Here is a 13769-nt window from a genome sequence, read left to right as displayed (position 1 = left end):
AAAACTATAAAATTTTTAAGAATTAATTAACAAAAAGTTTGGTCATATTGCAAAAAGTTTGCACTTTTGTTGTAATGAAAAAATTTAATTTGATATGAAGAAACTAACAACAAGCGTTTTAGCTGTAGTTTTGACTGCGTCATTTGCTTTGGTAAATGCACAGAAAAAAGACACGATCAAAACGCAAGATATCGAAGGAGTCGTAGTAACGGCTTTGGGTATCAAAAGAGAGAAAAAATCGCTAGGTTATGCTTCTCAAGAAGTTAAATCTGATGCTCTATCAGACGGAACCACTAACACTGGAAACATTGCATCGCAACTTTCCGGTAAAGTAGCAGGTCTTAGCGTTATTGCCAACAGTAACTTTGCCGGATCTGCCAATATGGTGATCAGAGGTATCAAAGGTGTTGCTGGTAGTAGCCCATTGGTAGTAATCGATGGTACTCCTGTTAACAACGACTCTACTTTTGGATTTGGGAAAGATTTTGGTAATGCATTGTCTGACATCAACCAGGAAGACATCGCTTCAATCAACGTATTGAAAGGTGCAGCAGCATCTGCACTTTACGGTGAAAGAGGTCTGAACGGTGTAATTCTAATTACTACTAAAAATGGTAGAGGTGGTGAGGACGGATCTTGGGGAGTAAGCTGGACATCAGGTGTTCAGGCAGGATTTATCGACAAAAGCACTTTCTTGAAATACCAGGATAAGTATGGTGCAGGATATGAGCAAGATTTCTACACTGAAGCCCCAGCGGCGGATGGGCACCCTTATGCCAACTTTGCAGAAGATGCATCTTGGGGTCCTAAGTTCGATCCAAGTTTGCTCGTTTACCAATGGGATTCATTAGACCCAACTTCTCCTAACTATGGAAAAGCAACTCCGTGGGTAGCAGCGAAAAATGGTCCGATTAAATTCTTTGAAACCCCATTTACTTTTAGTAATACTGTTACTTTAGAAAAAGGATCAAAAGGCCAAAACATCATGTTCTCTTATGACAACATGACTTCAAGCGGATTGATGCCAAATTCTAAAATGTCTAAAAATACGTTTACTTTAAAAACGAATTATGACTTCACTCCCAAGTTACACGGTTCATTCTTTAGCACTTTAAATCTACAAGATACTAAAGGTAGAAACACAACTGGATATAGTGATAATATCGTAACCAATTTCAGACAGTGGTGGCAAACTAACGTAGATGTTCTTTCTTTGAGAGACGCTTACTTAAGAAATAGTGGGGCGAATGGTACCGCAGCAAATAACTACGGTAACGTAAGCTGGAACCCTAAAAGTTCTAGCAACCCTAACCCCATTTTCTGGAATAATCCCTACTTCCAGGTATATGAGAGCTACCCTACTGATAAAAGAACAAGATCTTTCAGTATCGCAAGTTTAACGTATGACCTTACGAAAAACATCAACTTGATGGGTAAAGTAAGTCATGACAGAACTAACTTAAGTATTGATGATCGCTTAGCGATAGGTTCACTAGCACAAACATTCGGTGCTGCAGGAAATGACATTGGATCTGGATACGGAAGACAGGACATCACTAAGACAGAGACTAACTACGACGTAATGGCTAGTTACAAATTCGACGTTACTGATAATGTTAACCTAAGTGGTGTTGTAGGAGGTACTGTACGAAGAAACAGTTACAATTCAATCTATGCTACGACCGAAGGAGGATTAGTACTAAGAAACATTTACAGTTTAGCCAATGGTGCGGCTCCGGGCTTAGCTCCATCGGAAACTGAATATATCACTCAAACTAATTCAGGATACGCTTCAGCTTCACTTGACCTCTACAAAATTTTATATGTAGATGGAACTTACAGAATTGATCAAAGTTCAACACTTCCTGCTGGAGACAATGTATACAGATACGGATCTGTCACAGGTGCATTAATTTTATCAGAATTAGTTAAAACTGATTGGTTAAAATTCTGGAAAATCAGAGCCAACTACGCGGAAGTAGGAGGAACAGCTAATGCATACGACTTAGATTATTACTACGGTGCAGCAGGTTTCTTTGGTAATGTTGGTCTGTCTGGAAGTCAAACTCGTCAACCAAACAATAAGTTAAAACCACAAAGAGCAAAAGAATTTGAATTTGGTACAGAAGGAAGTTTATTTAACAACAGAGTTACTTTTGATGTTGCTTATTATAAAACTAAAACGATTAATCAAATTCTTACATTGCCAATTTCTTCCGGGTCGGGTTTAAGCTCAGCTTCAATCAACGCAGGTCGAATTGACAACTGGGGATACGAAGTTCAATTAGGTTTTGTACCAGTTAAAAATGCTAATTTCACCTGGAATATTGACGCTAACTGGTCACAAAACAGAAACGAAGTTGTAGAATTACTTCATAATGATGTTACCGATGTATCAAACGTATTATTAGCTTCATACCAAGGAGGTGTTTCTCTTAATGCAAGAGAAGGAGAAGCTTGGGGAACTTTAGTAGGTTCTGACTACGTTTACCTTAATGGAGAAAAAGTGATTAACGCAAGTACAGGTTATTATTTACGTCAAGGAAACCAAATTATTGGAAATGTAACCCCTGATTGGTTAGCAGGCGTAAGAAACAGCATGAACTATAAAGGTGTTTCTTTAAGTTTCTTAATCGATGTAAGACATGGTGGTGACGTATTCTCTACCGATATGTACTATGGACTTGCTACAGGGTTACCTGAGGAAACAGCAACCGGCAACGTTAGAGAAGCAGGAGTTATATGGCCTGGTGTTAATCCTAATGGAAACGTAAACACCACTAACACTGCTGACCCAATGGATTTTGGTTCATTAGATGGATACGCAAGAATGCCAAATAAGAGATTCGTTTATGACGGTTCTTATGTTAAACTAAGAGAAGCTGCTATTGGATATACCCTACCTCAGTCCCTTTTAGCTGGAACTTTCGTTAGAGATGCAAAAATCTCTTTAGTGGGAAGAAACTTGTGGATTATCAGTAAAAACTTACCTTACGCAGATCCTGAAAACATGGTAGGCGGTGGCAACAGATCATACGGCTGGTCTATTGGATCTCTACCAACAACGAGAGACATCGGATTAAATGTTACTTTAAAATTCTAAGATTACAACAATGAAAAAATTACTTAATAAACTTATCATAGGTGCCTTGGCTGCAATAAGCCTCACCTCTTGTCAAAGAGACTTGCTTTCTTTGAACAATGACCCAAAGCACCCATCCGTTTTGCCGTCGGCAACGCTCTTAGCGATGGGCCAACAGCAGTTCTTCTATTCAGCTTTTACTGGAAGTGTGAATTTTAACAATTACAGATTCTTTGTTCAACAATGGGCAGAAGTAACTTATACAGACGAAACAAATTATGACTTGGTCACAAGAAACCAACCTCGTAATCATTGGAACAGAATGTATGTTAATTCCTTAAACAACTATGAAACTGCTAAGAAAAACCTTCCTTCTGAAGCAGTAGCTACTGAAGTAGAAAGAATAAATAGAATGGCTACTTTAGAAATTTCTCAGATTGCTGTTTGGGAAAACCTGGTAGATACTTATGGAAACATCCCTTATTCTGAAGCCTTAAATGCAGGTGATGGTAGTTTTGCCCCAAAGTATGACGATGCAAAAGCCATCTATACCAGCCTTTTAGCGAGAATTACAGCAGTTGTTGCTACTATTGACGAAAGCAAAAAAGGGTACGATTCAGGCGATTTGGTCTATAATGGAAATATGACAAAATGGAAACATTTGGCAAACTCTATTAAATTAAGACTGGGAGTAAATTTAGCTTCTGCTAGTACTACTGTAGATGCTACGGCCAAAACGGCAATCGAAACAGCAATCGCAAGTGGTGTAATCGCTTCTAATGATGAAGCATACTCACTAAAATTTCCAGGTGGAACTTATAGTAATCCAGTTTATGATGATTTAGTTGCTTCCAACAGAGATGACTTTATTCCAAGTGAATTAGTGATCAATATGATGAAAGGTAAAAATGATCCGAGAATGGCAACATGGTTTACCAAAGTGGGTGGAAATTATGTTGGTGGGGTTTTCGGAGACAAAAATCCTTTTGCTTCCTATTCTCACATGAGCAGTTTCTTCTTAGCACCAACTGCGCCTGCAAATTTGTTAAGCTACGAAGAGATCCTGTTTATGAAAGCTGAAGCTGCTGCAAGAGGTTACTCTGTTGGAGGTACAGCTGCTTCATTCTACGATCAGGCAGTTACAGTATCAATGACATTGAATAATGTTAGTTCTGCAGATGCTGCTGCTTATCTAGTTGCACATCCATATGATGCTGCAAACTGGAAAAAATCGATTGGCGAAGAAGCATACATCGCTATGTTTAACAAACCTTTCGCTGCATGGTTATTTTCAAGAAGATTAGACCAACCAGTTTTTGTTAATCCTAAAAACTCTAAAACAGATGGTGTTCCAGTAAGAATGCCTTATTCTGACCAGGAATACGTTCTTAATAAAGCTAATGTTAATGCTGCTGCAACTGCAATCGGTGGAGACAAAGCAACTACTAAACTATTCTGGGATAAATTCTAATATTTATTTAAAGAATTAATCTAAACCACTCCTCGGAGTGGTTTTTTTATTTCCGTATATTTGTCATTCAAAATAAAACCATGAACATTAAAGAAATCATCCAAAATAAAGTTGCTGAAATCATCGAAACCGTTTTTCAAATTGATGATGTGAATCAGAGAAATAACATCACCCTCGATGTTCAGCAAAATAAATCTGAATTCGAAGGTGACTTTACGATTGTTACTTTTCCGCTGGTCAAAATTTTAAAAAGAAGTCCGGATACTATCGCTATGGAATTAGGCGATGCTTTTACCACCCAGTCCGACTTTGTCGAAAGCTATAATGTGGTGAAAGGGTTTCTTAATTTGAAAATTAAAAATAATTTCTTCTTAGAAAACTTCCATTCCATCGAAGAAAATTTTGATAAAAAAGAAGCAAAAAACCAAACTGTAATGGTGGAATACTCTTCACCAAACACTAATAAACCCCTGCACCTTGGTCATATCCGGAATAACCTTTTAGGATATTCTGTGGCGCAGATACTAAAAGAAGACGGTTATAATGTTATTAAAACCCAGATCATCAACGACCGCGGAATCCATATCTGCAAATCGATGCTTGCCTGGCAGAAATCCGGAACCAACGAAACACCGGAATCTACCCACCTTAAAGGAGATAAACTCGTGGGCAACTATTATGTCGCTTTTGACAAAGAGTATAAAAAAGAAATTGCGGAATTAGTCGAAAAAGGTTACGAAGAAGAAGTAGCCAAAAAACAGGCACCGATCATTTTAGAAGCTCAAAAAATGCTTCTCGATTGGGAGAAAGGTGACGAAACGGTCAAAAAGCTTTGGTCAGAAATGAATTCCTGGGTGTATGACGGTTTTGCACAAACCTATAAACGACTGGGCGTTGATTTCGATCAGGTTCAGTATGAAAGCAACACTTATCTTTTAGGAAAAGACTTAATTCAGGAAGGATTGAATAAAGGCGTTTTATACAAAAAAGAAGACGGCTCGGTTTGGTGTGATCTATCTGAGGAAGGTTTAGATCATAAATTATTGCTGCGTGGCGACGGGACTTCGGTTTACATGACGCAGGATTTGGGAACAGCTGTTCAGCGTTTCAAAGAAAACTCAATCCAGAAATTAATTTATACCGTCGGAAACGAACAGGATTACCACTTCGATGTATTGTTCAAAATTCTCAAAAAACTAGGCTACGACTGGGCAGAAAATCTTTTCCATCTTTCCTATGGAATGGTTGAACTTCCCGCAGGCAAAATGAAATCCCGCGAAGGAACCGTGGTCGATGCTGATGATTTGATGCAGGAAATGTATGATACCGCAAAAGAAAAAGCACAGGAACTGGGTAAACTGGAAACTTTATCGGACGACGAAAAAGAAAAATCCTACGAAACAGTCGGCTTAGGTGCACTGAAATATTTCATGCTGAAAGTGGATCCCAAGAAAAAAATGTTGTTTAATCCCGCTGAAAGTATCGACTTTGCTGGGAATACAGGACCTTTTATTCAGTATACTTATGCCAGAATTCAATCTTTACTGGCTAAAGCGGATTATAAAAAAGCAACCGTTTCCGATTACGAACTCAATGCTTCAGAAAAGGAATTGGTGATGAACCTTTCCAATTTCAAAGAAGTGGTTTCCAGAGCTGCGGAAACGTTGTCTCCGGCCCTCGTCGCGAACTATGTATATGATGTGGTAAAATCATATAACTCCTTCTATCAGAACAATCCGATTCTAAATCAAGAAGACGAAAACGCGAAAAACTTCCGCTTGGAATTATCAGAACTTACCGGTAAAACAATCAAAAAAGGCTTGGAGCTTTTAGGGATCGGAACTGTAAATAGAATGTAATAGTTGGGCGTGCCACTTTGCTTCCAACGTTGAGCGCTGTTAGGGCTTAAAGCCCTAACAGCGCTTCTAAAAGGGAATTCCGTCCTTTAAAAAATTATATTCAAAATGAACATTGATTTTTCAACCGATACAACACCATCTCCTGCTACAGACTTTGATCAGCGGGTTATATCTTTCATCAAAGATTGGCTCGATGAATCTGCGACCGTAAAAGTTCAGACTTCCGGCTCAACAGGAACACCGAAAATTTTTGAGATTGAAAAAGAAAGAATGTGGCATTCGGCAAAAATGACCTGCGACATTTTAGATTTAAAAACTGGCGATTCTGCCCTACTCTGTCTTCCGGTAGAATATATTTCCGGAAAAATGATGGTTGTCCGGGCGGTGGAAAGAAAATTAAATTTAATTATAAAAGCGCCATCAATAAATCCAATAAGTGATCTAAATGAAGAAATTGATTTCTGTGCAATGTCTCCGCTGCAAGTTGAAAACTCACTGGAGAAACTCCATTTTATAAAAAACTTAATTATTGGTGGAGCTGCAGTTTCCGAAACTTTGAAGGATAAAATTCGCCAAAGTCTCAAATCTAACATCTCAAAATCTAAAGTCTATGAAACCTACGGAATGTCGGAAACGCTTTCCCATATTGCTTTAAAAGAAATCAATCCAAACACCGAAGATTATTTTATCGTATTAGATGACATTGAAATTTCTTTAGATCAAAGAGGTTGCTTACAGATTTTCGCTCCGCAACTTAACCCCGAAATTCTTATCACGAACGATTTAGTTGATATAAAAAACGGCAAAGAATTTAAATTTTTAGGGAGAATTGACAATGTGATCAATTCCGCCGGTTTAAAAATCTATCCTGAACAACTTGAATCATTGGTCAAAAAAGAAATGGATAATGAACTTGTTTTCATGGGAATTGCAGATGAATTACTCGGTCAAAAATCAGTTCTGATTATTGAAGGTCAAGAGAATCCAGAGGTTATTCAGCGATTAAAAAAAATTGAATTTCCATCAAAAAATCACCGTCCAAAAGAAACTATTTTCATCGAAATATTTCCACGAATTCCAAATGGAAAAATAGATCGTCGTGAACTGACCGAAATGGTTTCTAATGTCTTAAAAAAATAGTTTAAAGTTCTATTCTATTATTCCTGATGCACTTTACTTTTGGGCTATTGACCGCATTATCTTTATTCTTTTATCTTTGTTCTTTATTCTCACATCATGAAAGATTTTACCAAAGAACTCACTTATAAAACTTCCCGCAGCAGTGGCGCTGGCGGTCAAAACGTGAACAAAGTAGAAACTTCGGTCACCGTGATGTGGAATGTAGCGGAAAGTGACTGTTTTTCGATTGAAGCAAAAGAAATGATCTTCAATAAACTCAAAAACCGTATCAACAGTGAAGGAATACTGCAGCTTACGGTTTCTGAAAGCCGGACTCAGCTCCAAAATAAAAAAATCGCAACGGAGAGGATTTTAGAAATAGTCAAAAAATCGTTGTTCATTCCCAAATCCCGAAAGGCAACGAAACCTTCCCGAGCCAAAATTGAGAAAAGAATCAAAGCCAAGAAACAGCTTTCCGAGAAGAAGGAAAACCGCAGGTTGAAAGGCGAATAGTTAAAACCGTTGTATGATTAATGATAACAACCTTACAATATTTCCTGCCTTCAGAGGGTTTTCAGCTTTTACTATTTTAATTTTCTCCATCTTCAAATAACCTCTGTGATGATGAACCTCGCTTTATCTTAGCCCCGATTGACTCATTTAATTATATTTTTAATTTGAATCGCCGAAACCCGTTCCTCATTTTGCAGTGAAAATTTCGAAATGAATTGTGAGCCAGCACCGACTTAACAAGTGCAACTTAAAACGGGCCGGGTTTTGAAAACAGCAAAATATCGCTGTTCCTGAAAGAATTCTTAAAATTGATTATCTTTGCTGAAATCAAAAAATTATGAGTAAACCGATTACGGAATTTATCGAAAAATATTACCTGCATTTTAATTCTGCAGCTTTGGTAGATGCTTCAAAAGGATATGTTGCCCATTTGAAAGATGGCGGAAAAATGATGATTACCCTGGCTGGAGCAATGTCCACAGCAGAAATTGGAAAAATTTTAGCAGAAATGATCCGTCAGGATAAAGTACATATTATTTCATGTACGGGTGCAAATTTAGAGGAAGATTTAATGAATCTGGTAGCACATTCTCATTACAAGCGCGTACCGAATTACCGTGATCTGACGCCGCAGGAAGAATGGGATTTGATGGAGAAAGGTTTGAATCGTGTTACAGACACCTGTATTCCTGAGGAAGAAGCATTCCGTAGATTGCAGGAACATATTGTGAAAATCTGGAAAGATGCGGAAGCGAAAGGAGAGCGATTTTTCCCGCACGAATACATGTACAAAATGATTCTGTCAGGAGTTTTGGAGCAGTATTACGAAATCCCAAGAGAGAACTCCTGGATGATTGCTGCGGCTGAGAAAAACTTACCGATTGTGGTTCCAGGTTGGGAAGATTCTACCATGGGAAATATCTTCTCAAGTTATTGTATCAAAGGTGAATTAAAACCTTCTACCGTGAAATCCGGTATTGAATACATGATGTATCTGGCAGATTGGTACCCTAAAAATTCAGGTGGAAAAGGCGTTGGTTTCTTCCAGGTTGGTGGTGGAATCGCCGGTGATTTCCCTATTTGTGTGGTTCCAATGTTGTATCAGGATATGGAAATGACGGATACGCCGTTCTGGTCGTATTTCTGCCAGATTTCTGATTCAACGACTTCTTACGGTTCGTATTCCGGAGCAGTTCCCAATGAGAAAATCACTTGGGGAAAACTGGATATTACTACACCGAAGTTTATCGTTGAAAGTGATGCAACCATTTGTGCACCACTGATGTTCTCTTATATTTTGGAGAATTCTTAAGATAAGTTTATAGCGCTGTTAGAGCTCGGAGCTCTACCAGCGCTTAAAGATATAATCGCCTCAAATTTTTGGGGCGATTTTTTTGTTTTTGCTAAGTGCGGAGATTGTTATTGCACTTTTTACAAATCTGTTTTGCGAGCGTTTTTAAAAAGTAATTGACTGTAAGATTACTGCACAGATTACACAGATTTTCTATAAATGATATTGGAATAAAATCCTAACTTTATCTCATGAATAACTTATTCAACAAACAGGTTTTCGAAATCATCAACATGATTCCCAAAGGAAGAGTGACCAGTTATGGCGCGATTGCCAAAGCGGTCGGCTATCCGAATCACGCCAGACATGTCGGAAATGCTTTGCGCAATTATAATGAAGACTTCCCTGCACATCGGGTTTGTAATGCATCGGGAAGAATTACGGGAAGCTGTATTCGGGATTTTGCAGGGAAATTAAAAAGTGAAGGCGTCGGAGTGAAAGACGGAAAAATTCAGAATTTTAAAAAACTGTTTTGGAATCCTTTGGACGAACTTTAATTTTAAATAAACAAAAAAACCTTGTCAAGATTACGCTCAACAAGGTTTTATTTTCTCACAAAGAATACAACTTTGAAGTCTTTTCTCTTTGTTCTTTATTCTTTAATTCTATTTACTCAACTGCTGATAACTTCTCTGGATAAAATCAGTCAGATCTTTTCCTTTCAATAAATTCTGAGACAGTTTCGCCAGGTCTAAAGCGTATTTGATCTTAGAATTCTTGTCCTCTGCATCATCAATTTTTAAAATTTCAGAAGCCAATTCACTGTTGGAATTCACGACTAAATTATACATTTCGGGGAAACCGCTCATTCCGAACATTCCGCCACCGCCGGTCGCCTGCATGTCTTTCATTCTGCGCATGAATTCCGGTTGTGTAATTAAAAACGGAGCTTCCGAGCTGTCCAAATCTTCCACCTGAACAGAGAATTTCTTGTCGTTTACGGCTTCTTCGATGTTTTTCTTCAAAGATTCTTTTTCAGTTTCATTCAATTTGGAAATTGCGGCATCTTCTTTTTTAATTAAATTATTGATGTGATCCGCATCAACCCTCGCAAAAGAAATTTTGTCTTTCGACTGCTCTAATTTCTGAATCAAATGCGGAACAATCGGCGAATCCAAAAGCAACACTTCATAACCCTTATCGTTTGCAGACTGAATGTAACCATGCTGTTCATCAGCATTTGTCGCATACAAAATAACGAAGTTTCCATCTTTATCCGTTTGCATTGGTTTTACTTTTTCTTCCAGTTCAGACCACAGATAATATTTTCCGTCGGTTGTTGGATACAGCGCAAACTTGTCGGACTTATCAAAGAATTTATCTTCGGAAATCATTCCATATTCGATCACGATTTTGATGTCGTTCCATTTTTTCTCGTAATCTTCGCGGTTTTCATTAAATAAAGAAACCATTTTGTCGGCTACTTTTTTGGTGATATACGAAGAAATTTTCTTCACCGCACCGTCGGCCTGCAAATAAGAACGGGAAACGTTCAACGGAATATCCGGAGAATCGATGACCCCGCGCAACAGCATTAAAAAATCAGGTACAATTCCTTTCACCTCATCAGTTACATAAACCTGATTTTGGTATAACTGAATTTTATCTTTCTCAATATTTAAACCGTTGGTTAATTTCGGAAAATAAAGAATTCCTGTTAAATTAAACGGATAATCAACATTCAAATGAATATTAAACAAAGGCTCCTCAAACTGCATTGGATACAGCTCGTGGTAGAATTCTTTGTAATCCGCGTCACTCAGTTCGCTTGGCGCTTTGGTCCAGGCGGGAGTTGGATTATTGATGATATTATCGACTTCTACCGTTTCTGGTTTTGCGTCTTCCGCAGCACCTTCCGGCAAAGGCAAAGTTTCTTTTCTCGTTCCAAATTTAATCGGAACAGGCATAAATTTGTTATACTTCAATAACAGTTCACGGATTCTGGACTCTTCTAAAAACTCGGTAGAATCATCAGCAATGTGAAGAATGATTTCCGTTCCTCTGTCGGTTTTATCAGTCGCTTCTTCTAAAGTAAATTGCGGACTTCCGTCGCAAATCCAACGAACCGCCGGTTCTTCTTTGTAGGATTTGGTAACGATTTCTACTTTTTCTGCGACCATAAATGCAGAGTAAAATCCAAGACCAAAATGACCGATAATTCCCGAATCTTTCGCTGAATCTTTATACTTTTCCAAAAATTCTTCAGCACCCGAAAAAGCGACCTGGTTGATGTATTTCTCAACTTCCTCCGCGGTCATCCCAATTCCCTGATCGATAATGCGGAGTGTTTTTGCTTCTTTATCAATTTTAACTTCGATTTTCGGTTGTCCGTAATCGGTTTTAATTTCACCAATACTTGTCAGATGTTTCAGTTTTAAGGTCGCATCCGTCGCATTAGAAATCAGTTCACGTAAAAATATTTCGTGATCGCTGTACAAAAACTTTTTAATTAAGGGAAAAATATTTTCCACCGATACATTAATATTTCCTTTTGTCATGTTAATTGATTTTTAAATTATGCAGTTCAGGTCTCAAAAAAAACACCAATCTCCTCAAAGTGACACATTGTCAATTTTTTTTGGGCAATCCCCTCGCCAAAGCTTTCCCACCGCTCGGGTCGGGCTATCCACTGCAACTCCTCGAGCCATTTCTTTCCCCACGCTTTCTGCGGGGTTTACGTTTCTATCCCTATTGCAGCGCGGGATTTCATTAAGAAGAAAGGATTTAAAAAAAATTACCAAAAATTTAAAAAAATCTTGGAATAAATTTTAGCTAAAGCCCGCCTCTATTGAAGAAAATAATTTTCACACAATTATTCCGTTGTTCACATTCACAAAAAAGACAGCAAAAATTGCTGTCTTTAATCATCGAAAGATTCGGGGTCTATTATCTATTGTCTTTCCTCTATTAGTCTACCGTCTGAAGTCTAACTAACCTTTCTTATTTTTAATCTCCTCCCGGATTTTTCCTTCCAGTTCCTCTGCAAGTTCAGGATTGTCTTTCAGCATATCTCTTACGGCATCACGTCCCTGACCTAATTTGGTATCACCATAGCTGAACCAGGATCCGCTTTTCTTCACAATTCCCATCTCCACTGACGCATCCAAAATCTCACCGGTTTTAGAAACTCCTTCACCATACATAATATCGAATTCAGCAATTTTGAATGGAGGTGCTACTTTATTTTTCACAATCTTCACTTTCACACGGCTTCCAACCGCTTCATCACCTGTTTTAATCGGCGCACTTGCTTTTCTAATATCAATCCTTACGGATGCATAAAACTTCAATGCATTTCCACCTGTGGTGGTTTCAGGGTTTCCGAACATCACTCCAATTTTCTCTCTCAACTGGTTAATGAAGATTACGGTACATTTTGTTTTGGAAATCGTTCCTGTTAACTTTCTTAAAGCCTGTGACATCAATCTTGCGTGAAGACCCATTTTAGAATCTCCCATTTCACCCTCAATTTCCGCTTTTGGCGTCAAGGCTGCTACAGAATCGATCACTACGATATCTACAGCGCCGGAACGGATTAAATTATCCGCAATTTCCAACGCCTGTTCCCCATTATCCGGTTGTGAAATAATAAGATCATCTAAGTTAATTCCCAACTTCGATGCGTAATGACGGTCGAAGGCGTGCTCTGCATCAATAAATGCGGCGATGCCTCCCAATTTTTGTGCTTCTGCAATGGCGTGTAAAGTTAAGGTGGTTTTACCGGAAGATTCAGGGCCATAAATTTCAATGACTCTTCCTCTCGGGTAACCGCCCACTCCTAAAGCTAAATCCAATCCTAATGAACCAGAGGGGATCACTTCAATAGAAGTATCCGCGGAAGCGTCTCCCAAAGTCATCACGGTTCCTTTTCCGTAGGTTTTATCTAGTTTCTCAAGCACCAAAGCCAGTGCTTTTTTCTTATCTTCGATACTGCTCATTTGTAAAATTATTTTTTCAAAAATACGAATTTAAAATTTGAAAAAAATGCCTAAAAAAAAATAAAGTTCACTTTTTTAAAAAGTTTTTGAAAAATAATTGTTCGATAAGAAAAATTTTTCTAGATTTGCACCACCAAAATAAAGACAGACCCATGGTGTAACGGTAGCACTTCGGTTTTTGGTACCGCCAGTTGGGGTTCGAATCCCTGTGGGTCTACAAATTTTGATATAACGCTCTGAGAAATCAGAGCGTTATTTTTTGGAGTAATAGCCTGAAAGAGAAACAACAAAAACTTGGGGAGAAAGATATAAATATTTAATTTTGAAGAATGTTAACTTCTTAAATTCCTGCTGATCTAAACAACCAATAAAGAGGAGCCAGACCTTCAATTATTCTCCGAATACCGATATTCACATCCTGAATCAATGATAAGAG

General features: G+C 38.2%; 9 protein-coding genes and 1 tRNA gene. 8 read left to right on the top strand and 2 right to left on the bottom strand.

Translation table 11 applies throughout. The features are described from left to right. Positions 1–94: 94 nt before the first annotated feature. The 7 genes from NBC122_RS05700 (at position 95) to NBC122_RS05670 (ending at position 9892) form a co-directional block, all read left to right on the top strand. Positions 95–3103, top strand: a complete 3009-nt coding sequence (locus tag NBC122_RS05700) for a SusC/RagA family TonB-linked outer membrane protein (protein ID WP_133439452.1) — start codon at positions 95–97, stop codon at positions 3101–3103. A 46-nt stretch (positions 3104–3149) separates the two neighbouring features. Further along, complete coding sequence (locus NBC122_RS05695) at positions 3150–4553, top strand: SusD/RagB family nutrient-binding outer membrane lipoprotein (protein WP_246012463.1); 1404 nt, start codon at positions 3150–3152, stop codon at positions 4551–4553. Positions 4554–4633: 80 nt separating this feature from the next. Further along, entirely contained in the window at positions 4634–6412 is a 1779-nt protein-coding gene (gene argS / locus NBC122_RS05690) for an arginine--tRNA ligase (protein WP_133439450.1), read from the top strand. Positions 6413–6517: 105 nt separating this feature from the next. Further along, entirely contained in the window at positions 6518–7552 is a 1035-nt protein-coding gene (locus tag NBC122_RS05685; protein WP_133439449.1) for an AMP-binding protein, read from the top strand. A 96-nt stretch (positions 7553–7648) separates the two neighbouring features. Continuing rightward, positions 7649–8044, top strand: a complete 396-nt coding sequence (gene arfB, locus NBC122_RS05680; protein WP_133439448.1) for an alternative ribosome rescue aminoacyl-tRNA hydrolase ArfB — start codon at positions 7649–7651, stop codon at positions 8042–8044. Positions 8045–8381: 337 nt separating this feature from the next. After that, positions 8382–9356, top strand: a complete 975-nt coding sequence (locus NBC122_RS05675) for a deoxyhypusine synthase family protein (RefSeq protein ID WP_133439447.1) — start codon at positions 8382–8384, stop codon at positions 9354–9356. Positions 9357–9586: 230 nt separating this feature from the next. Further along, on the top strand, positions 9587–9892 hold the full coding sequence (locus NBC122_RS05670; RefSeq protein ID WP_133439446.1) for an MGMT family protein: 306 nt from the start codon (positions 9587–9589) through the stop codon (positions 9890–9892). Between the two features lie 108 nt (positions 9893–10000). On the opposite strand, the gene htpG is transcribed toward NBC122_RS05670, so the two are convergent. Both htpG and recA read right to left on the bottom strand, forming a co-directional pair. Continuing rightward, positions 10001–11893 (bottom strand): molecular chaperone HtpG, encoded by a 1893-nt coding sequence (htpG, locus tag NBC122_RS05665; protein WP_133439445.1) that lies wholly within the window; start codon positions 11891–11893, stop codon positions 10001–10003. Positions 11894–12325: 432 nt separating this feature from the next. Next, positions 12326–13333, bottom strand: a complete 1008-nt coding sequence (gene recA, locus NBC122_RS05660) for a recombinase RecA (RefSeq protein WP_133439444.1) — start codon at positions 13331–13333, stop codon at positions 12326–12328. Positions 13334–13479: 146 nt separating this feature from the next. On the opposite strand from recA, the gene NBC122_RS05655 reads away from it, so the two are divergent. Then, positions 13480–13550: transfer RNA gene (locus tag NBC122_RS05655), tRNA-Gln, on the top strand. Positions 13551–13769: the final 219 nt, after the last annotated feature.

The sequence above is a fragment of the Chryseobacterium salivictor genome (assembly GCF_004359195.1).
GTDB lineage: Bacteria > Bacteroidota > Bacteroidia > Flavobacteriales > Weeksellaceae > Kaistella > Kaistella salivictor.
This window is presented reverse-complemented; position numbering and strand designations above follow the sequence as displayed.